Source organism: Candidatus Desulfovibrio trichonymphae, assembly GCF_002355955.1.
GTDB lineage: Bacteria > Desulfobacterota > Desulfovibrionia > Desulfovibrionales > Desulfovibrionaceae > Desulfovibrio > Desulfovibrio trichonymphae.
Genome location: NZ_AP017368.1, coordinates 658,764 through 678,553 on the forward strand (window position 1 = coordinate 658,764; position 19,790 = coordinate 678,553).

The window sequence follows — 19,790 nt, forward strand, 5'->3', positions numbered from 1 at the left end:
CATGATTCATTTGGGCTCGAATGAAGGGTGTGCGCGCGAGCGAACAGAACCCGTCCACCCCTGAACGCCGTCTTGGGAATTGGCTGCCCGCCGTTCAACATCAGAACAGCGAAAACACCGCCCTACGGTTGGATTTACGTGGAATGAGCGTCAATGACGCGCTGGGTGAGACAGATTATTGCCTGAATAAAGCCCTGCTGGCCGGATTTTCTGAAGTTGAAATTATTCATGGACGGGGAACAGGCGCATTGCGGCGGCGTGCAGTCCATGATTTTCTGCGCACGCTGCCTGCTGTGGGCGGCTTTGCCACGACGACGGAAGATTGCTGCGGCGACGGCATAACTATTGTCCATTTGTCCTGACGGCGCTCCGCCCGCAAACACAACAATCCGAGCTACTGACATGCAGTCAAGAAACACTGTGCGCGCCATCAAGGAACGACTGAATATCGTAGACATTGTTCGCCGCTATGTTGAACTAAAACGCAACGGCGCACGATGGACGGCACCCTGCCCTTTTCACCAGGAAACAAAACCCTCCTTTTTCGTCAATGAGGAACAGGGACAGTTTTATTGCTTCGGATGTCAAGCTTCCGGCGACATCTTTGAATTTTTCAGTAAGATCAACGGGCTGAATTTTAAAGAAACACTTGAACAATTAGCGGCAGAGGCAGGTGTCAGCCTCGAACGCTCGTCGGGCAGCCACCGCGACAGAGAGCAAGCAGACAAACCTCTTTTCTCGCGGCGGCAGATGCTGCGCATGTATGAAACCGCCGCCGCCCACTTTGCGGCGGCCCTGAAAAAACAGGACGCGGCTCAATGTCGCGCGTATATTGAAAAACGAGGTCTTGACAAAGCAATTGTACAACGCTTTGGTCTGGGATGGGCGAGCCGGGAATGGGGCGCCCTTGCAGAAACACTGCGCCGCACCGGATTTGACGCGCATTTTTCTGTTGACGCCGGTCTGTTGAACCGATCTGCCAAAGGGCATGTTTTTGATCGTTTTCGCGGCCGCTTGATCTTCCCGATTAAAAATCTTGCCAATCAGGTCATTGCTTTTGGCGGTCGGATTATTACCTTAGAAGAGGATGAAGCGAAATATATCAACAGTGCCGACACCCCCATTTACAAAAAAGGCGAACATCTGTACGGATTGTCCCAAGCCAGACGCGGCATCGCCGCTAACGGACGGGCACTGTTGACAGAAGGGTATATTGATGTGCTCACTCTGCATCAGTTCGGCTACGATAATGCGGTAGGAGTGCTGGGAACGGCACTGACTCCTGAACAGCTTAAACGGCTTTCCGGTTTCACATCGGAGTTTACCCTCCTTTTCGACGGTGACCGCGCGGGACGAAAGGCGGCTTTTAGAAGCTGCGAAATGATGCTGGCGCGTGGCCTGAACTGCAACGTGGCGCTTATGCCGGACGGCGAAGATATTGACAGTTTACTGAGAAAAAAAGGCGTACAGACGTTTGAGACATTGCAAAAGCACGCACCCGACGGCCTGCGGTTCTGCATAGACGTGCTGAAGGCTTTGGCACCGCGCGAGACTGTGGAATGGGCAAAAATTTTTTTGCGGCATCTGCTTCTGCCGGAATTGCTCAGTCCCTACATTTCACGTCTGGCCACGCACCTGCAGCTTTCCGAGAGCGTTCTGCGCGAAGGACTGGCCGACTGGCATGATCAGAACAGGCCAGCCCGCAAGGCGCAAGGCGCAAACAGCAGCGACGAGAAACTAACGCGACAAACTATGCGTGACAAACAAATAATGATGTACGCTGTTCGCTACCCGGACCGTCTTGAAGATCTGCGCTCGCTCGGCGCGGATATGGCTTTGCAGTCTGCCACTGCGCGCAGCCTTTGGGAAAAAATTGAGGAATGGGGAGAGGAAGCGCATTTTCATCTGGATGAACAGGAAAAAATTCTCTGGTCTCTTTACAGGGGGGCCGAAGCCGCTCCCCGGGACAATGGCGACAAGGAATTAGAATCTCTAAGCAGTCATCTTAACACGTATTACGATTTTTCACAAAAAACATCTGTTTCCGCCGTGTTACGTCAAAACACCGGCACAGGTGATTTTGCATCTGATTTGGATTATCTTCGCGCACTGCAAAAAACCTTGGAGCGAGGGAATGGGTAATCTTAAAAATATTCCTCAAATACAATCTCTGATTGCAAAAGGTATAGGCGCCGGCTTTTTGACTTTTGATGAGGTAAACAAGGCGGTGCCCATGGAAATGAGCACGCCTGAACTTTTGGAAGAGATCATAGGCATTTTTGAACAACTGGAAATAGATATTGTTACTCCTGACAAGGGAGGCAAAAAAATTGCATCCCCTGCTGCCGAGACTACTGAGGGTATTGTCGAAGGATCCCTAGATTTATCAGAGGATGAAGACTCCGCCGATTATTCTCCCCGCAACACTGACCCCGTGCGGATGTATCTGCGTGAAATGGGCGCTGTGCCCCTGCTTGATCGCGACGGGGAAGTGGTCATTGCCAAAAAAATTGAAATGGGCGAGCAGGAGGTGCTCTATGCCTTGGCGGAAGTGCCTGTTGCTGTTGAAGAATTGATCAATGTTGGTGAAGACCTGCGGCAGAATCGCATCAAGCTCAAGGATGTCGTTAAAACTATAGAAGAAGACGACCCCAGTGAAGACGAGATGAACCAGCGTACCCGCGTTATCCTGCTTCTGGATGAAATCAAGCAAACTTTCAAGAAAAAACGTAAGATATACAAAAAACTTGATGAGTGCGCCACCTTGGAACGCCGCGTTACGGCCATTCAAAAAGAAATAATCAGCTATAAGGAAAAAATCGTCACGCGCCTGCGCGACATCAAACTGGAAAAAAAACTCATTGACCGGATCAGCGAAACGGTTGAGGACTATGTGCGACAGATGCACAACTGCCAGCGCGATCTTTCGGCCTATATCCTCTCCACCGGACGTACCCAGGCTGAAATCCAGGCCATGTTCTCAGGTCTTGAAAAGCGTGACATCAATCCGGTTGACGCTGCCAAAGATCTTAAACTCAGCGTGGATGAGCTTTTTTCTTTCAAGGAAATGATTATAGGCAAGATTGAAATCCTGAGCCGCCTCCAAGAAAAATGCTGTCATAATGTGACGGATCTAGAAGAGGTGCTCTGGCGCATCAAACACGGGAACACCGCGGCCATGCGTGCCAAGCAGGAAATGATCAGAGCGAACCTGCGTCTTGTGGTTTCCATTGCCAAAAAATACACCAACCGCGGTCTGCAGTTTCTTGACCTGATTCAGGAAGGTAACATCGGCCTGATGAAAGCTGTGGACAAATTTGAATACCAGCGAGGGTATAAATTCTCGACATACGCAACATGGTGGATTCGCCAAGCCATTACGCGCGCCATCGCTGATCAGGCAAGAACGATACGCATTCCCGTGCACATGATTGAAACAATCAACAAGTTAATGAGAACAGCGCGCTACCTGGTACAGGATCTGGGGCGCGATCCCACCCCGGAAGAAATTGCCGAACGTATGGACTACCCTCTAGAAAAAGTAAAAAAAGTGCTGAAAATTGCCAAGGAGCCAATTTCATTGGAAACCCCCATCGGGGATGAGGAAGATTCCAGCCTCGGTGATTTTATAGAAGACAAAAAAGCCATAGCTCCGGCTGAAGAAGTAATCAACACAAAGCTTTCCGAACAGTTGGCCGCAGTTCTTGCGGATTTGACAACACGGGAAGAACAGGTCTTGCGCAAACGTTTCGGCATCGCTGAAAAAAGTGACCACACGCTTGAGGAAGTAGGCAAACTTTTTAATGTAACACGTGAACGCATTCGCCAAATCGAAGCTAAGGCCTTGCGCAAGCTCCGTCACCCTGTGCGCAGCCAGCCTTTGCGTTCCTATTACGAAAATTAATCAGCAATGAGCAAATAATGCGCGCTTTTTTCGCATCTTGCAAAAGACGCCGGCGCTTGGCGATATCGGGTTGCGTCCTGTTATTGTGCTGTTTAACGGCTGCCTTCGCCATGGGCAAGGAAGCCGTCCGATCTCCCGCAATCAAGGCCTTGCCCGGCAAACAGGGCATACCCCATCCTGAAGGCGTTGCGGCCTATTGCTTTGACGGGGACACCCTGAAGCTGACAGACAGACGCATTGTGCGCATCGCCTGCATTGACGCCCCCGAAATGGCCCACGGCGCTGCACGGACGCAATATTACGCGCGGGAGGCGCGTCAGGAACTCATTCGCCTGACTAAACGCCATAAAGTGCGTCTTGTTGCTGTTGAAAACGCGCCCAAGGACAGTCACGGCCGCATTGTGGCCGATGTTCAGCGTGAGGACGGACAATCATTGAGCGCACTGATGATCAGCCGCGGCTGCGCCTATTTTTATCCTCATAAGAATCAGAACGCGGCCTTTCAAAAAAAAATGCTCTCCCTGCAGCAACATGCTATCGCAAAACGGCGAGGATTTTGGGCGCATTTGCTCTCTTTGCCGCTGGCCCGCGGCAATTATACCGGCAATCGGAACTCTTTGCGTTTTTTCCCTGCCGATTGCCCGGAAGTGCAACACATCAAACCGCGCAACAAAATATATTTCGGCACATTAATGGACGCATTTCTGGCCGGATACGCACCTGCCAGAACATGCCTCTTCTGGCCGACCGTGCCGTAAGGTTTTCTTGTGGCGCGGAATCACCCCAATTCCCTCTGCCGCATACGTTTCTCTGCTCAACACACTTGACGCGCAACCCTGAACCGGGATAAAATTTTATCGCAATTATGCCTCACAATTGCCGGAATGGTGGAATTGGTAGACGCAGCGGACTCAAAATCCGCCGGGGGCAGCCCCTTGAGAGTTCAAATCTCTCTTCCGGCACCAAGTAATATCAGACAGTTACAGTTAACATATTCGCATTTTGGTTACTTATTCACTACATAACTGTTTCTCAACTTCAATATGGGAAGCCGGCTCGACAGCGACATACTTGGCTTTTAGCCGTTTTTGGTTATTTAGCCAGATATGAGATAAAAACAAATGGCCATAAATTAAAGTAAAACTTTTAAACAATCATACGAGATATTACAACCTGTCTTACCACATATAACGCTGTTTTCCGACAGACAGCGGCAATTTAATCACGCGCCTGCCACCATGGCTCGCTCCGGCGGCATAAAAATGAGCATGCGGTTATTGACAAGCCTTTGCCGCTGGTGCTAGCTTTCATTTCGCTGAAGTGTTCTCTCCTTGCACGGCTTGCCCCATCAGGCGGAGGAATTCAATGAATTCGCAACAAAACATGGAAGACATTTGTCTGAAACACGACAACGGCAACGACCTTCAATTCTGTGGCCGTCTTTTTTCAGAATGTTCCTGGTATGACGATGAAACCGGTATGTTCACCCGCCAAAAGCTCTATGTGACGGACAACAACGAACAAGTCTATTATATTGTGCGTTCCAGCGGCGACGAACACAGCCGCCATGCTTACCGTCTTTCCGTCAATGGAGACAACTGCCGTATCTTCAACGGCTCCTCTGAAATTTCCCTGCAATTTGACGCGCTCATGCTGGCTGTACGCGGCATATGCGGGCTGGAAACCGGCACAACTCCTACGCTTTCGATGATGGAAGAATTGCTCAAGACCGCCAATGCCTGATTATTTTTCTCCTGTCAGTTCATACCGTCGTTTTTTCTCGCCCGCACACAGAACGTCCTCCGTCATGCCGCGGGGGGCGCTTCGCCTTTGCCCCGTTCTGCGCGGGGGGTGAGGATATAAAATAATTGATCATCCAGGTCAGGGCCACTAGATAGAGCGCGGCGGTAACGCTGACAACACTGTCCCAAGGCGACGGAGCTGAAAGCGCCAGCCGCATGAGCAGTGTGCCTATCACAAAGCCGGAATTACGGAACACAGCGTGAAATGTCGGCATATAGCGCTGGGCGATGAGTACCAAAGCGACATCTGAAAAAATCAGCACTGTGTATATGGTTGCAAAAAACTGCTCTCCCCCGCCGGTTGTGATAAAGCAAAAAACGTTGTGCGCGGCTAGGCAGAAAAAAATGATAAACAAACTCAACGCCAACATTTTTTTGGTCATCACATAGCGCATGCGCATTTCCGGCGTCTGTATAAAATGCTGCGACCTGAAAAGGCGCTTGTACAGGCACAGACAGGCAAAAACGCACAGTGCACCCACTCCGGAAACGGCGATATTAACAATGGGCTCAAGATTGCCGGCCATACTCACAGGTTCCGTCAGAGAAGAAAGTTCCTTGAAAGCGTTACGCAGCAAAATCAGGGCAAGTATCTCGAATTGTTTGCCCAGGGCACGCGAAATGGAATTGGAAATGGACAAAATAAGCCCCATAATCTCTATACTGAGAATCAGGGTCAAGGCGAGCTGAATGGCGGCAAAATGACTGTACGGCGTCAGCGCGGCAAGCTGCGGCGGCAGCAGACCGCGGCAGTTCAGCTCCACGCAGGCCAGCGCGAGCAGATATACCCAGAGAATTATCAAGGCAACGCGCCGTTGTGTGACAGGATGCTCCCAGACATGCTGAATCCAGTCAAAAATATCTGTAATCTGTTGTAATTTATCAATCAACATAGTCTCTAATACCTCCAGAGCCGCAAAGTATATATGCCCCTGCCGCGCCGCGTCAAACAGGAGGCGCCTGACACAATCACAGCATTTTATATCTATTTGTCATAGTTATTTTATGCGCTATGGCCTCGCTGCAAGCAATAAAATCAATATATTATCAAGAGTATGGCCTCCGATGCCCCTGGCAATCCAATAAAATTCGTTCTGACCTAGGGAGAACAGGTTGATTTATAAGCTCTGCCCCGGCTTGAAAATGAAAATGCAGGTGCTGTAATGGCTGACAAGGGATATGGTGCGGATTACATTGTGGATGCAGCAGTATGCTGGATGAAGTGAATCTCTCAATTATGAACACGTCTTGCCTTCCGGCGGCGATACACATAAAAGAGGCTTTTCGCGCCTGAAATTTCATCAAAGGGAAACACCATGCCCCACAAGGGTCCGCATATCTCTATTCCACCGAATTATGTTGTCAACCGCATTCTGCGCATCAATATAGACGACTTCGCCGAATGGCCGCAGTCTGTACGTCTGTTCGCCATCGCCATTGCAGAAGAACTTTTTTTAGTGGCTTGCAACCCCTTTATAGACGTCGACATTGTGCGCGAAAGCGTGCAGGAACGCTTTGAGCGCGAATCGCTTGCGCTTGCCCACTACTACGCGACGGCCGTCGGCGAAGGTATAACCATGTTCTGGTCCGCGCATGAGGCGGAGTTGGAATTCCGCGACAAACTCATTGAGGCGCTACGCAACATTCTTCCGGCGGAATGCGTGCTCAGCACACCTTCGGCACTGGTGAGCGCGGCCACAGACGCCACCGACCTGCGCATGGAACTGCCGCTGCTCGTCGTGGAGCCGGACAGCACCGAACAAGTGGCAGCAATAGTCAAACTCGCCAACGAGCTCAAGTTCGCCCTGATTCCGCGCGGCGGCGGGTCCGGCTTGACAGGCGGGGCTGTGCCTGCGCGCAAGCGCACGGTTATTGTCAGCCTGACGCGGCTCACGCGCATCGGCAACATTGACCTTGACGGAATGACGGTGGTCGCCCAAGCCGGCGCCATCACCCAGGATGTGATCAATGCAGCGGGACAGGCGAAGACGCTTTTTACCGTAGATCCGGCATCAAAACAGGCTTCGTCCATCGGCGGCAATATTTCGGAAAACGCCGGAGGCCCCAGTGCTTTTGAATACGGCACCACGCTCGACAATCTGCTCTGGTGGCGCATGGTGACGCCCACCGGGGAAATCATTACCGTGGAGCGGGAAGACCACCCGCGCCACAAAATTCTGCCTGACGAAACAGCGGTGTTTGTGGTCAAGGACGTAAGCGGCGGCGTACGCAATGTGATTCATCTACGCGGCGACGAAATACGCCTGCCCGACCTTGGCAAGGATGTCACCAACAAGGCGCTCGGCGGTCTGCCCGGCATGCAAAAGGAGGGCGTGGACGGCATTGTCACCGAGGCAGCGTTCATTCTGCACAAAAAACCGCTGTACAACCGCGTCATGGTGCTGGAATTTTTTGGACGCTCCATGCACCCGGCGGCGGTGGTAGTACGCGAACTGGTCAATTTACGCAACCGTATCCGTGAAGAAGGCGATTACGCTCTTCTTTCTGCACTGGAAGAATTCAGTGCAAAATACGTGCAGGCCATAGAATACAAACGTAAATCAAATAAATTCAATGGATTGCCCATTTCCGTCATTATTCTGCAGGTGGACGGCGACGACCCCTACCTGCTCGACAAATGTGTAGGCGACATCGTGAAGGTTGTGGAAAATCAGGAAAATGTGGATATTGTCGTGGCGGCGGACGACAAGGAGGCCGACCGCTTCTGGGAAGACCGCCACCGGCTCTCCGCCATCGCCAAACGCACCTCGGGCTTCAAACTTAATGAAGATGTGGTCATGCCCACAGACCGCATACCAGATTTCGCCCTGTTTTTGGAACAGCTCAATCTGGAATACACGGCGGCGGCCTTTCGCCACGCTCTGCAGGAAGTGGGCCGCCTGCCGGGCTTCCCCATGGAAGACAAAAATTTTAACAGGGAGTTTTCGTTCGCATCCAAAGCCGCTTCAGGCGATGTGCCGGCCACGGATCTTTCCGACACCGAGCTTTTTGACAAGGCAACGCGCTTTTTAAACGACCTGTCGGGGAAGCATCCACATCTGGCCAAAAAAATTGATGCCGTTGCAGAATATATGGAGGCAAGCCGCATTGTTGTGGCAAGCCACATGCACGCAGGAGACGGCAACTGGCATGTCAATATTCCCGTCAATTCCAACGACGCGCGCATGCTGGAAGAAGCAGAGGAAGCCGCAGCCAAGGTGATGGCCGCGTGCCAGGAAATGGGCGGCGAGGTTTCAGGCGAACACGGCATAGGCATCACCAAGATCGCTTTCTTCAGCAAAGACAAAATGGACGCCCTGCGCGCATTTAAAGAGCGCGTTGACCCGCGCGACGTAATGAATCCCGCCAAACTCGTCTACCGGGAACTGCCTGTACGGCCTTTTACCTTTTCCTTTAACCGCCTTATCCGCGATATTCATGACAGCGGTTTGTCTGACAAAGAAAAACTCATCAGCCTGCTGACTTCAGTGCAAATCTGTACACGTTGCGGCAAGTGCAAGCAGGTTTGCCCCATGTCCTGCCCTGAACGCTCCATGCACTACCACCCGCGCAACAAAAATATGGTGCTGGGCATGTTGCTGGAGGCTGTTTATTACTCGCAGGTCAACAAAGGCCGCATTGACGAAAATCTGCTCGCCGCACTGCGCGACCTTGTGGAACACTGCACTTCCTGCGGTCGTTGCACGGCGAACTGCCCCATCTCCATCCCTTCCGGCGAGGTGGCCTTGAGTCTGCGCGCTCTGCTGGAGCACGAAGGCGCAGGCGGCCACCCCCTGAAAACGCACGCTCTGGAATGGATGGCTCGTGACGTGCGCCACCGCGTGCCAAAGGCCGCAAAAATGGCTTCTCTGGGGCAAAAAATGCAAAACAGGGCAATGGGCTTTGTACCGCAGATATGGAAAAAGCGCATGCAAAATCCGCTCTTTTCCGGCCACGGCCCCAAAATCGGCTATAGCAACCTGTATGAAACGCTCAAACTGCACAGGGGCTCTATTTTCGCGCCGGCCGAACCGATCCCGGGCATGCCATGCGCGCTCTATTTCCCGGGTTGCGGCGGCGCGCTTTTTTACGACCGCATATCCGTCTCTTCCATCATGCTGTTGCTCAAGGCCGGTCTGGCCGTGGCTGTGCCATCAAGGCACATGTGCTGTGGTTACCCGCTGCTGGCAGCCGGCATGGACACGGCCTTTGAAGACAATATGGCCCAAAACCGCCTGTATCTCGCCACCATGCTGCGCAATCTCGATCGTCTCGGCTTTGACTGCCGCTCTCTGGTCTCAGCCTGCGGCACATGCCGGGACAGTCTTGGGCGGCATGAACTCACTGAACAGTTCCCCAATCTTGTCCAGCAGGACGTAACCCAGCTCGCACTGCCGCTGCTTGACAAAAAAAATATGCGCAACGCGCCTGAAGCAGGAACAAACATTGTTTGCCACACAGCCTGCCATTGCGAATGGGCGGGCGTGCACAAAGTCAAGGGACGTCAGATGATAGCGGACGCCCTCACTGACTTCAGCGGCGCCGCTGTTTCTTTAAGCCTCGGATGCTGCGCCGAGTCCGGCATGGGCGCCATGACTTCGCCGCAGATATTCAATGTGCTGCGGGAACGCAAACAGGCGTGGCTGCAAGCAGATCTGGCCGGGAATGACGCCACGCCTGTGCTCGTGGGCTGCCCCTCCTGCAAAATCGGCATAGGCCGCTGCCTGATCAACATGGGCGACAAGCGCCCCGTGCTGCACACGGCCGAATGGCTGGCCGGGCTCATTGACGGCGAAGACCGGCGGCAGAGCTTCCGCAAAAAAATCAATGAAACACGGGAAGAGGTACGAGTTGTCAAGCTTGAGTACTGTGAAGGCTGACCACTTGGGAGCCAGTTCGCCATAATCCTTTAACCAGCGACAGCACACGGTTGACACACGCCGTCAAACTCAATTCTTGAGGCAAAAATTGAGGCGAAATCTTCCACCTCCTGTATACCATCCACTGAAGGCGCAGGCAACGGATATACAATATCAGCAATACGCCCGCAGTGAATACACCGCACATGCTGATGCCTCGAAATATCGCCATCAAAGCGCATTGCGTGCCCTGCTGAGGACAAACGTACAATTTCCCCGACTTCGACCAAAAAATCCAGATTACGATAGACAGTGCCGAGGCTTATGCGGGGCAATCTGTTCCGCACTATGCCGTAAAGTTCATCTGCTGTGGGGTGTGACCTTATCTTTCTCAATTCTTCAAGAATCACGGAACGTTGGCGTGTCATTCTTGTTTCCGGGGCACTCATGACATCTCCCCTTTAATAAATATTACTGTTATTAAAAGAAGTGTCAATCAACTCTTTCATGACCATGGATTATTTACGCCATCCTTAACTTAACAATGGAATACCTAGCCAATGCCTTGTTTATCTAGCTGCCGCCATTGTCTTCCCTCTGCCAGGTTTCAAGCGTATGCGCCAGATAATCGCAAATAGCGACGTGTTCCTCTTTCCCTTTCCCGGCGACCCATATGGGATTGGAAAAGCGGTAACGTACAGCCAGCTCAGGTCTGATTTTCCCCAGTTCTTTGATTTTTTTACCCTGCCCCCAAGCGTCTGTTTTGAGTGCCAGCGGCACAATCGGCACTTGCGCGCGACGGGCCAGCTTGATGCCGATACTGTTGAAATGACGGGCGTCAAAAACTGCAGATCGCGTGCTTTGGGGGAAAATAATGATTGAAATGCCTTTGTTCAGACGTTGTGTGCCGCCTTCCAGAACAGTTGTCAGATCCGCACGGGGATCAGCCCGCTCTATAACTATGGGATCGCGTGAACGCATGACGGCCCCAAAGAAGGGCATAGTTGCAAGACTTTTTTTTACCACAAAAGTGACAGCTCTACGGGGCCGTATAATACCCGGCAACATAAATGTTTCCAGTGTGCTCATGTGATTGGCGACAAAGAGGCACGGACCATCTGTGGCGGTAATGGCCTGCATACCCTGGACGTTGATAAGACATCCTGTCTGTTCTATGATTTCGGCTACTTGAACGCTGGCATGCACCCAGGCCGTGTCGTTGCACCGGCCTTTGGCGGCCAGAGAGCAAAGGCGGCGTACCGGGCCGAAAAAAAGACGGCTGTAAAACGAAAGTGAAGGTAAAAGCCTGCTTATGGCGTCTGGTTGTATGGCCGGGCTGCGGTAGCTGTTGCCGGTAAGAAATTTACCGTCAAACACAGTATGAAAGTGCTGGTTCATGTTAATATATCAAAATCTTTTATTTGATGCATTTTACGCCACCATTGAGAGAGGCGCGGCTCTTCGCCGTTGTCACGCGGTTGATAAAACCGTCGGCCTGTCAGCTCTGTCGGCAGGTATGGCTGTTTTACCCAAGAATTCGGATAATTGTGAGGATATTGATAGTTTTTGCCATATCCCCATTCTTTTTGTAATTGTGTCGATGGGTTGCGTAAATGCAGCGGCACCGGCCGTACGCCGTTGAGTTTTACTTCACGTGCAGCATTGAGATAGGCGGCATAGGCTGAGTTGCTTTTATGCGCAAGCGCCAGATAGACTACAGTTTCTGCAAGAGGTATAAAACATTCCGGCATGCCGACAAATTCCACAGCCTGCTGGCAGGCTACGGCAAGCGGCAAGGCGTTTCTGTCCGCCAGTCCGATATCTTCTGAAGCAGACAGAATAAGACGGCGACATATGAAACGCGGCTCTTCGCCTCCTTCAAGCAGGCAAGCCAGATAGTACAGCGCCGCATCCGGGTCGCTGCCGCGTATGGACTTGATCAGGGCCGAGGCCAATTCATAATGGCTGTCTCCATCTTTATCATGCCGCGCCAACATCTCGGGCAGAACAGCTTTGACTGACTCAAGCGCAAGCTGTTCCCGGGGCAAGGCGGCCACATATTCTACAAGATTGAGCAGCGTCCGGGCATCACCTTGCGAAACGCCGGCCAGGAGATCCAGCACGTCATCCGGCAATTGTACCTGAATATTCTCTGCGCCCCGTCGGGCCAACTGTACAAGTTCACTGCGGCCCAAGGGACGCAACCGCAAAACATGCAGACGCGAAAGCAGCTGTCGTGTTACGCTGAATGAAGGGTTTTCCGTCGTCGTGGCCAGAAGAGTAAGATCTCCGGATTCTACCAAGGGCAGAAAAAAATCTTGTTGCGCTTTGGAAAAACGGTGAAGTTCATCCAGCACCAAAATTTCTGTCCCTGTCAGAGAACGGCGCAAATGCTGTAAACCAGCCTCCGGCGCGCTCAGACGCAGATATTGTTTTCCGGCTGATTTGGCCAGCATCAGCGCCAAGGTAGATTTGCCGCATCCCGGGGGGCCAAACAACAATAAACTTGGCAGCCTGCTGGTTTGCATAAGCGAGTGCAGACTTTCCACAAGATGGCCCTGCCCTGAAAAATCGGCCAGATCGTCGGGCCGCATGCGTTCAGGCAGGGGCATACCGACAGTCATGACGGCATTCCGGTATATTTTCCGGAATTGTTGTGCAGCTGCGCAGCCCACCAGTGAATGCCGAGGCACAGTATCGCCGCTGTTTCGCAACGCAGGATGCGCGCGCCCAAACTGAACGTCTTAAATTTTGCTGTGCGCAACATGGTCAGCTCTCTTTGTGAAAAACCTCCCTCCGGTCCAATAATATAGACGGAAAGGCCTTGTTGGCCAACTGCATCCTGTGGAAGCATCTGTACATTTTCCTGCATTTCCCAAAGCAGGATGCGATGTTCCGCACCTGTAGACAATGCAACAACTTCATGAATGCCTGCATGGAGTGTACGGATCTCAGACAACCAGGGATTTCTGCATTGCTTGGCGCCTGCCGTCAATTGAGAGAGCAGTGATTGCCGTGGAGTATGCGACAATTTGCCATGACTGTGATCAGCCTGCCAGATCCAGATGGCGTGCGCGCCAAGTTCCACAGCTTTTTCTATGAAAAAGCCGCATCGTACAGCCTTACTGAAAGCAAGTGCCAGTATGGCCCGGGATGCGGGGCGTGGAACAAGCCGCTCTTCCAATCGTTCCAGCAATACGTCTGTTTTGCGGATTTTGCGGATCACAAAGCGGCCGACACGCCCCTGCCCGTCCAGCAGACAGACTTCACAGCCTGGAGCGAGTCGCAAAACATTAATAAGTTGCTTCGCCTCCTTTCCTTCCAGTTGAACATCCTGTCCCCAGCAGGTCGGCGGAAGATAAAAACACGCTTTGTTCATACCGCAAGGTCTTCCTTTTATTTTCTGCCCAGACGCGCTTTCCGCACCGCTTTAAAACCGTCCTGCAAGGCAACCAGTTTGCCATAATTTTTACGTAACTCCATGCCGGCTTTGCCCAAGGATTCTTCGGGAACATCCAGATATTTTCGCCTCACATAACGATCACGCAAAATTTTTTCCACACAGTCAATGATTACGTCTATAAGCATCGGGAAAAAATTGACGATTTCAAATTTAAGATCATTGAGCAAAATAACGGCGTCACCCACCATTTGCCTGTAGCTTATGCGCGCTCCCTTGAAGGTGCGATGGCAGATGTCTTCCAGAGTGCGCACACGACGCGCTTGTTGAATATAACTGAATCGCGAGCGGACTTCATGATGCAGTTCACGCATGCTGTCAAAAATTTCATCATATTGCGGCGCGTAGAGATAGCCTGCCAACACTTTGCTGACATTCGAGAAGAATTCATCACTGTAGCCTATCATGCGACGTTGGTGCTTTGTCAGCCAATAGTAAAGCACTTTCAGACGTTTTTCATCGTTATCCGTATTTTCCACAATCTCGGTGCGTTTATAAATAACGCGACCTGCATATTCACCCCGTACAATGTCATTTAAACGTAACAACATGTTGGTGTTGTCTTTTATAATATTCAGCCCGGGTAAAGATTCGCCGGTAAGTGGATGTAAAATCTCCTGCCCCGCAATGGAAAGAGCGCGATCCTGACGCAGGTTCGCAGGATCATATCGGTGTTGGCGGTAGGTTATCCGGGCGATCACAACGCGTTTTGTCTTGTCCAAAAAAAAACCTTTATCATCAATAATTTTTAGCGTTTCTTCCTGATCTGTATCCACCGCAACCAGAGCTGTTTTTTCCAGTAAGGGATAACGGCGGTTTTCCCCTGCAGATGTGTATGTTGTAATGGTGCGGTCTGTCTGACCGATGACGCGCAAAAGAAAATGCTCGCCCATTTTGTGAAGTTTGCGCGCAAAAAGTGCGCTTGACGTCCGGCGTTCAGAGACAATGGGGAAACCGTAAAGTTCCATGAGATATCGGTAAACGAACATACGGTTGCGTTCGTACATATCGCTGTCGCCGTAAACAAATTTGCCGATTCGAATGCCGAATCGTTTGAGTTCACTGTCAATATCAGACGGAAAGGAGGCAAATACACCTGCAAGATGAAAAAGATTTTCAGAATCAAGGGCCAGCACATGCGCTCTGTCCATATTGAGCAGGTAAGGCATGAGCGCGGGGTAGTGCTCCAGCAGAACAGTGCCGTTGTTGCGGAATTGCTGGCGAAATACTTCCTGATGGATGCGCGGCAAACGGGAAGCAAGCGTCTGCAGGTTTTGCTCCATGATTTGATTTTCCAAGGGGCAACAGGCTCCGTCCACCTCGGCAATCACAGGATGAAGTTTATCGAATTGAAAAATTTCAGAAAAGTAGTCCAGCTGACGGGCAAAGGCCACCATGGCAAATCCGGGCAACTCTTTATATTCAAACATGTCGCTGTCAAAGGAAGGCAACAGTTCACGCGCCTCGACCAGTGGATAATTTTTGTTTTCCTGATACGGTTTAACAAGACAGTATCGAATATGCACACCGTCCAGAAAGCGTTTGAGTTCACCAAGAGAAGCAACAGCAAGGGGTTCGGACCGGACAGAGTCTGCGTCTTGTGAGGGAAGAGCGATTTTACTGAAAATTTCTTGCCAATTAAACATTGAGAGAAGCCATGTAATTTTTTATTGTCCCGCTTTGGGAGGATAAAATCCCTCGCCTTCAGGCGGCAGCTTCAGTATCTCTTTTCCCTGGGCTGTGGCGCCAAAACAAAGTGTACATCAGTAAAAAACTTTCATTTTGCAATGGCTGTATGGCTGTGAAGTTCGAACCTTCCCTCCCAGAGTTGTTTGCCATCAAGGAGTGTCCGCATGGACGCCCTGCCCCCGGCGTATTCTCCCTTGATGCGCTCTTTCTGTGTTGCAGCGCTCTGTCCAAGCGTCCGTGTCGGTCCGCGGCTCCGTCCAGAGAATGATATGGTTCCCACCCCCGGAATGCAACCCGGTAAAACTCCTGTAAGATGGTTTTGTAGAAGCGTTCGCGAATACCGTTTGTTTAAGGTATCCTGGGCCAGGCTGAGCTTGCTGCAGCTTGCGCATATCAGCGGCAACAAAATTTTCGGCATTATCATCTTGCGTTAATCACATTTTAATGATATGTTATTCGCAATTATTTTTCACATTAATCAGCATTTTGTTGGAGCGCCCATGCCCTTTGCCCCACAGTATACAATTACGCCGAACATAGCAAAAAGTATGCTGCGCATTGAAGCCGTGAAGGCTGTTTTTGAGTCTTTGCCGGTTACTCTCCATGTTTTGCGTTCATTGCGCGAGAGCGCCCGCCTGCTTTCCGTCCATTATTCCACCCCTTTTATGACGGCAACGGGCGCACCGCCCGTCTGGCGGCAACGCTTGTGATGCGGCGTTATGGGTACGGCCTGAAGGGCGTGTACGCGCTGGAAGAATACTATGCCCGCGATCCGGCTGCCTACTATGCGGCTGTTGCCGCGCATCCGCACCACAATTACTATTTCGGCAGAGCGGGCGCTGATCTCACAAATTGGCTGGATTATTTTTGCACTGGTGTTGCCGAAGCTTTTGAAAAGGTGAAAAAGGTCGCTGATGCTGAGCGCAAACGGGGCGGACGGGATAAAAACAATCAGTTGCGTGAACTGGATAGCCGTCAGCGTCTGGCTCTGACGCTGTTTGCCAGGCAGCAGAATATCACTGCCGCTGAACTCGGCGAGGTGTTGGGGCTTTCTGCCCGCAATGCCGCCGTGCTCTGCCGAAAGTGGGTCAATGCCGGATTTCTGTCTGTGGCAGACCCTTCCAAGCGGGCGCGCAAATATAGATTGGCTCCAGAATTTGCCGATCTGGTGTGAGTCAGGTATGGGCAAAGGCAAAAGCTCCTGGCATCTAGTGATTGGACAAAGCTTTCTGCTGGCCTTATCCTTAGCCAGTCTCAAAAATTTTAGTTTCGCTTTTACTTCCATTGCTGTTTGCCAGACTGAAGACAGCTTCCGCAATACCTTTACTGCGCAGTCCCAGCATCTCACGCAGCTGTAATTGCGTGCCGTGCCCGACAAATGTGTCCGGCAGTCCAAGGCGCTGAATGCAGTGACCACGCAGCAGCCCGTGATCGTTCAAAAACTCCAGCACAGAGGAAGAAAATCCGCCGGCCAGTACCCCCTCTTCAACAATAAGTATGCGATCAAAACGCTCCGCTATCTCGGCCAGTTGTTTTTCCGGCAAAGGCTTGATCCAGACAGGGTCAAAAACAAATGGGAGGAAACCCAATTTTTTTTCAACAAAACTCGCTGCCTCCAATGCGGGATACACGCGGTTGCCTAACGCGAGTATGGCGATGTTGCTGCCCTGCTGCATAATTTCTCCAACGCCGAGCGGCAGTTTTTGCGGCGGCCAGACAAGCGGCACGCCAAATCCGGCGCCGCGCGAATAGCGCAGGGCGCAAGGAGAGCCGCCATATAGCGCCGTAAACAGGCAATGACGAAGCATGTTCTCATCCCGCGGAGCCAGCAGGCGCATTTGCGGGATATGCCGCAGGTAGGCGATATCAAAATAACCGTGATGTGTTGCGCCGTCTTCTCCAACCAGGCCTGCACGGTCCACGCAGAATGTCACCGGCAGATTTTGCAGGCAGACGTCATGAACAATCTGATCATACGCGCGCTGTAAAAATGTGGAATATATTGCCACAACAGGCAGACAACCCTGGCTGGACAGACCCGCGGCAAAAGTGACGGCGTGTTGTTCACAAATGCCGGCATCCACAAAGCGATCAGGAAAATGTTCCTTAAACAAATTTGTGCCTGTGCCCTCGGGCATGGCTGCGGTAATGGCTATAATCCGTTCGTCCTGCTCAGCCAGTTGCACAAGAGTTGTGCTGAAAACATGTGTGAACGACGGCACAGTGTCAGATGAAGGAACAGGCAAACCGGTTTCAGGAGCAAACAAACCGACACCGTGATACTGTGTGGGGTTTGCCTCCGCCGGCGCGTAGCCTTTGCCCTTGTGAGTGCGAACGTGCAGGAGCACAGGGCCGTCATCCACAGCGGCCGCCGTTTGTAAATGTCGCCGCAGTGCAGGAATGTCGTGCCCGTCTACCGGCCCTATATAATTGAAGCGGAATGCTTCGAACAGCATTCCGGGTGTAAAGAAGGATTTAAAGCTTGATTCGCCCCGTATGGCGTAAGTGGCCAGTTTTTGTCCGACTTTTGGGACGGATCGTAAAAATTTAAGTACATCTTTGCGGGCTTGACGTACCCATCTTCTCGAAAGAGTGCGGCTTAAAAAAAGCGACAACGCGCCGACATTGGATGAAATGGACATCGCATTGTCATTAAGCAGCACAATGAGCCGTCTGCCCATATGCCCCGCCAGATTAAGTCCCTCAAAGGCTTCGCCCGCCGTCAGCGCCCCGTCTCCAATAACCGCCACGACATGATGTTTGAGCCCTGCAAGATCCCGCGCCGTAGCCATGCCCAGCGCAGCGGAAACAGATGTTGAGGAATGCCCGGTGCCGAAATGATCACACGGGCTTTCAGACATCTTCGGGAAACCGGACAGCCCGCCGAACAAACGCAGGGTATGAAATGTGCCGGCACGGCCTGTAAGCAGTTTGAAAGCATAGGATTGATGTCCAACATCCCAGATAAGCTTGTCCCTATCCATATCAAAAGTCGCAAGCAAGGCCAGTGTGAGCTCCACAACGCCCAGTGACGGCGCCAGATGCCCGCCATTGTGCGACACGACATTAATGATGCGCTGCCGGACCTCATCTGCCAGATGGAGCATTTGAAGGTCGGTCAAGCCCGACAACTGTGCGGGGAATGCAAGGGTGTTCAGCAGTGTTCGGTTTGTCGTCTGTGTCATTACTTGGCACGATTATTGAGATAATCAACCAGAGCCAACAAAAAATCAGCTTTTTGAGCGGGAAAATCCATAAGCGCCGCTTTGGCGGCCTCAGACTGTTCGCAGACAAGCTCACGACTCTTTTCAAGTCCCAGCAAAACGGGATATGTATTTTTTCCATTGGCCACATCGCTCCCTGACGGTTTGCCAAGGCTTGCGGTATCCGCAACTACATCCAGAATATCGTCTGTTATCTGAAAAGCGGCGCCCAGCGCCGTCCCGTAACTGTCGATCGCGCGCAATGCCCTTTCGTCAGCGCCGGCCAGCATCGCCCCGCAAACACATGACGCCCGTATCAGCGCTCCGGTTTTCATGGCGTGCATACATTGCAGTTCCTGCAAGCTGGTTGCGGGTTGGCCGGTATAAATCATATCCCATTCCTGACCGCCTGCCATTCCTGACGAGCCGGCGGCCAGAGCAAAACGGGACAATGCGCTGAGCAGCCTGTCCGAAGCAACAGGTGTTCTGCACATAATGACAAATGCGTCCGTAAGCAGAGCATCTCCGGCCAAAACAGCGGTAGCCTCATCAAAAGCCTTGTGGTTGGCCGGTTTTCCACGCCGCAGGTCGTCGTTATCCATGACTGGCAGATCGTCGTGAATCAAAGAATATGTGTGTACCATTTCAATCGCCGCAGCAAAGGGCAGTACCATAGCAGCCGTACCGCCGCAGAGTAACGCGCAGTTCATACATAATACAGGGCGCAGCCGCTTGCCGCCGGCCAGCAGACTGTACAGCATGGATTGCTTAAGCCGGGGGGGCATGGAAAAATCATCAAGACAGGTCGCAAGATATCCCTCAACATCTGCTACATATTGCTGCAGTCGGGCTTCCATATCCGGTGCGGCTGTC

The 19,790-nt window shown here is 51.9% G+C and carries 16 protein-coding genes and 1 tRNA gene; 9 read left to right on the forward strand and 8 right to left on the reverse strand.

What is annotated here, in order from left to right:
• The first annotated feature begins 29 nt into the window (after positions 1 to 29).
• The 6 genes from RSDT_RS03215 (at position 30) to RSDT_RS03240 (ending at position 5,647) form a co-directional block, all read left to right on the forward strand.
• Positions 30 to 362 carry a Smr/MutS family protein gene (locus RSDT_RS03215; RefSeq protein WP_231941911.1) on the forward strand — a complete coding sequence of 111 codons (333 nt, stop codon included), beginning with the start codon at positions 30 to 32 and terminating at the stop codon, positions 360 to 362.
• A 40-nt stretch (positions 363 to 402) separates the two neighbouring features.
• A complete protein-coding gene (dnaG, locus tag RSDT_RS03220) occupies positions 403 to 2,142 on the forward strand; it encodes a DNA primase (RefSeq protein WP_096399535.1) in 1,740 nt (579 codons plus the stop codon).
• Entirely contained in the window at positions 2,135 to 3,904 is a 1,770-nt protein-coding gene (gene rpoD / locus RSDT_RS03225) for an RNA polymerase sigma factor RpoD (RefSeq protein WP_096399536.1), read from the forward strand. The genes dnaG and rpoD overlap by 8 nt, the downstream gene beginning before the upstream one ends.
• Before the next feature lie 110 nt (positions 3,905 to 4,014).
• Entirely contained in the window at positions 4,015 to 4,662 is a 648-nt protein-coding gene (locus RSDT_RS03230) for a thermonuclease family protein (protein ID WP_096399537.1), read from the forward strand.
• Between the two features lie 120 nt (positions 4,663 to 4,782).
• A tRNA-Leu gene (locus tag RSDT_RS03235) sits at positions 4,783 to 4,869 on the forward strand.
• 400 nt (positions 4,870 to 5,269) lie between these two features.
• Entirely contained in the window at positions 5,270 to 5,647 is a 378-nt protein-coding gene (locus tag RSDT_RS03240) for a hypothetical protein (protein ID WP_096399538.1), read from the forward strand.
• A gap of 19 nt (positions 5,648 to 5,666) precedes the next feature.
• On the opposite strand, the gene RSDT_RS03245 is transcribed toward RSDT_RS03240, so the two are convergent.
• Positions 5,667 to 6,599 (reverse strand): hypothetical protein, encoded by a 933-nt coding sequence (locus tag RSDT_RS03245; protein ID WP_231941912.1) that lies wholly within the window; start codon positions 6,597 to 6,599, stop codon positions 5,667 to 5,669.
• Between the two features lie 423 nt (positions 6,600 to 7,022).
• Here RSDT_RS03245 and RSDT_RS03250 point away from each other — a divergent pair, with 423 nt between their 5' ends.
• Complete coding sequence (locus tag RSDT_RS03250; protein ID WP_096399539.1) at positions 7,023 to 10,586, forward strand: FAD-binding and (Fe-S)-binding domain-containing protein; 3,564 nt, start codon at positions 7,023 to 7,025, stop codon at positions 10,584 to 10,586.
• Between the two features lie 29 nt (positions 10,587 to 10,615).
• Here RSDT_RS03250 and RSDT_RS03255 read toward each other — a convergent pair whose 3' ends face one another.
• The 5 genes from RSDT_RS03255 to RSDT_RS03275 form a co-directional block, all read right to left on the reverse strand.
• Positions 10,616 to 11,014 carry a Fur family transcriptional regulator gene (locus RSDT_RS03255; RefSeq protein WP_096399540.1) on the reverse strand — a complete coding sequence of 133 codons (399 nt, stop codon included), beginning with the start codon at positions 11,012 to 11,014 and terminating at the stop codon, positions 10,616 to 10,618.
• Between the two features lie 124 nt (positions 11,015 to 11,138).
• The gene (locus tag RSDT_RS03260; RefSeq protein WP_096399541.1) at positions 11,139 to 11,963 is read right to left on the reverse strand and encodes a lysophospholipid acyltransferase family protein; all 825 of its coding nucleotides are present in this window, start codon (positions 11,961 to 11,963) and stop codon (positions 11,139 to 11,141) included.
• The gene (locus tag RSDT_RS03265; protein ID WP_096399542.1) at positions 11,960 to 13,189 is read right to left on the reverse strand and encodes a replication-associated recombination protein A; all 1,230 of its coding nucleotides are present in this window, start codon (positions 13,187 to 13,189) and stop codon (positions 11,960 to 11,962) included. The genes RSDT_RS03260 and RSDT_RS03265 overlap by 4 nt, the downstream gene beginning before the upstream one ends.
• The gene (locus RSDT_RS03270) at positions 13,186 to 13,944 is read right to left on the reverse strand and encodes a 16S rRNA (uracil(1498)-N(3))-methyltransferase (protein ID WP_096399543.1); all 759 of its coding nucleotides are present in this window, start codon (positions 13,942 to 13,944) and stop codon (positions 13,186 to 13,188) included. Before RSDT_RS03270 ends, RSDT_RS03265 begins: the two co-directional genes overlap by 4 nt.
• A 17-nt stretch (positions 13,945 to 13,961) precedes the next feature.
• Positions 13,962 to 15,671 (reverse strand): hypothetical protein, encoded by a 1,710-nt coding sequence (locus RSDT_RS03275; protein ID WP_096399544.1) that lies wholly within the window; start codon positions 15,669 to 15,671, stop codon positions 13,962 to 13,964.
• 543 nt (positions 15,672 to 16,214) lie between these two features.
• Between RSDT_RS03275 and RSDT_RS03285 the strand changes: the two genes are divergently transcribed.
• Both RSDT_RS03285 and RSDT_RS03290 read left to right on the forward strand, forming a co-directional pair.
• Positions 16,215 to 16,424: a hypothetical protein gene (locus RSDT_RS03285; RefSeq protein ID WP_145954802.1), complete on the forward strand. Its 210-nt coding sequence runs from the start codon at positions 16,215 to 16,217 to the stop codon at positions 16,422 to 16,424.
• Positions 16,331 to 16,888 (forward strand): Fic family protein, encoded by a 558-nt coding sequence (locus tag RSDT_RS03290; RefSeq protein WP_145954803.1) that lies wholly within the window; start codon positions 16,331 to 16,333, stop codon positions 16,886 to 16,888. Before RSDT_RS03285 ends, RSDT_RS03290 begins: the two co-directional genes overlap by 94 nt.
• A gap of 70 nt (positions 16,889 to 16,958) precedes the next feature.
• Here the strand turns inward: RSDT_RS03290 and dxs are convergent, their stop codons facing one another.
• Positions 16,959 to 18,899 (reverse strand): 1-deoxy-D-xylulose-5-phosphate synthase, encoded by a 1,941-nt coding sequence (gene dxs, locus RSDT_RS03295; RefSeq protein WP_096399548.1) that lies wholly within the window; start codon positions 18,897 to 18,899, stop codon positions 16,959 to 16,961.
• Positions 18,899 to 19,774 (reverse strand): polyprenyl synthetase family protein, encoded by an 876-nt coding sequence (locus RSDT_RS03300; protein WP_096400472.1) that lies wholly within the window; start codon positions 19,772 to 19,774, stop codon positions 18,899 to 18,901. Before RSDT_RS03300 ends, dxs begins: the two co-directional genes overlap by 1 nt.
• Positions 19,775 to 19,790 lie beyond the last annotated feature (16 nt).

Coding starts and splice junctions, on each gene's coding strand:
- dnaG (WP_096399535.1), top strand. CDS start 403: ATGCAGTCAAGAAACACTGTGCGCGCCATCAAGGAACGACTGAATATC.
- rpoD (WP_096399536.1), top strand. CDS start 2,135: ATGGGTAATCTTAAAAATATTCCTCAAATACAATCTCTGATTGCAAAA.
- RSDT_RS03230 (WP_096399537.1), top strand. CDS start 4,015: ATGGGCAAGGAAGCCGTCCGATCTCCCGCAATCAAGGCCTTGCCCGGC.
- RSDT_RS03240 (WP_096399538.1), top strand. CDS start 5,270: ATGAATTCGCAACAAAACATGGAAGACATTTGTCTGAAACACGACAAC.
- RSDT_RS03245 (WP_231941912.1), bottom strand. CDS start 6,599: ATGTTGATTGATAAATTACAACAGATTACAGATATTTTTGACTGGATT.
- RSDT_RS03250 (WP_096399539.1), top strand. CDS start 7,023: ATGCCCCACAAGGGTCCGCATATCTCTATTCCACCGAATTATGTTGTC.
- RSDT_RS03255 (WP_096399540.1), bottom strand. CDS start 11,014: ATGAGTGCCCCGGAAACAAGAATGACACGCCAACGTTCCGTGATTCTT.
- RSDT_RS03260 (WP_096399541.1), bottom strand. CDS start 11,963: ATGAACCAGCACTTTCATACTGTGTTTGACGGTAAATTTCTTACCGGC.
- RSDT_RS03265 (WP_096399542.1), bottom strand. CDS start 13,189: ATGACTGTCGGTATGCCCCTGCCTGAACGCATGCGGCCCGACGATCTG.
- RSDT_RS03270 (WP_096399543.1), bottom strand. CDS start 13,944: ATGAACAAAGCGTGTTTTTATCTTCCGCCGACCTGCTGGGGACAGGAT.
- RSDT_RS03275 (WP_096399544.1), bottom strand. CDS start 15,671: ATGTTTAATTGGCAAGAAATTTTCAGTAAAATCGCTCTTCCCTCACAA.
- RSDT_RS03285 (WP_145954802.1), top strand. CDS start 16,215: ATGCCCTTTGCCCCACAGTATACAATTACGCCGAACATAGCAAAAAGT.
- dxs (WP_096399548.1), bottom strand. CDS start 18,899: ATGACACAGACGACAAACCGAACACTGCTGAACACCCTTGCATTCCCC.
- RSDT_RS03300 (WP_096400472.1), bottom strand. CDS start 19,774: ATGGAAGCCCGACTGCAGCAATATGTAGCAGATGTTGAGGGATATCTT.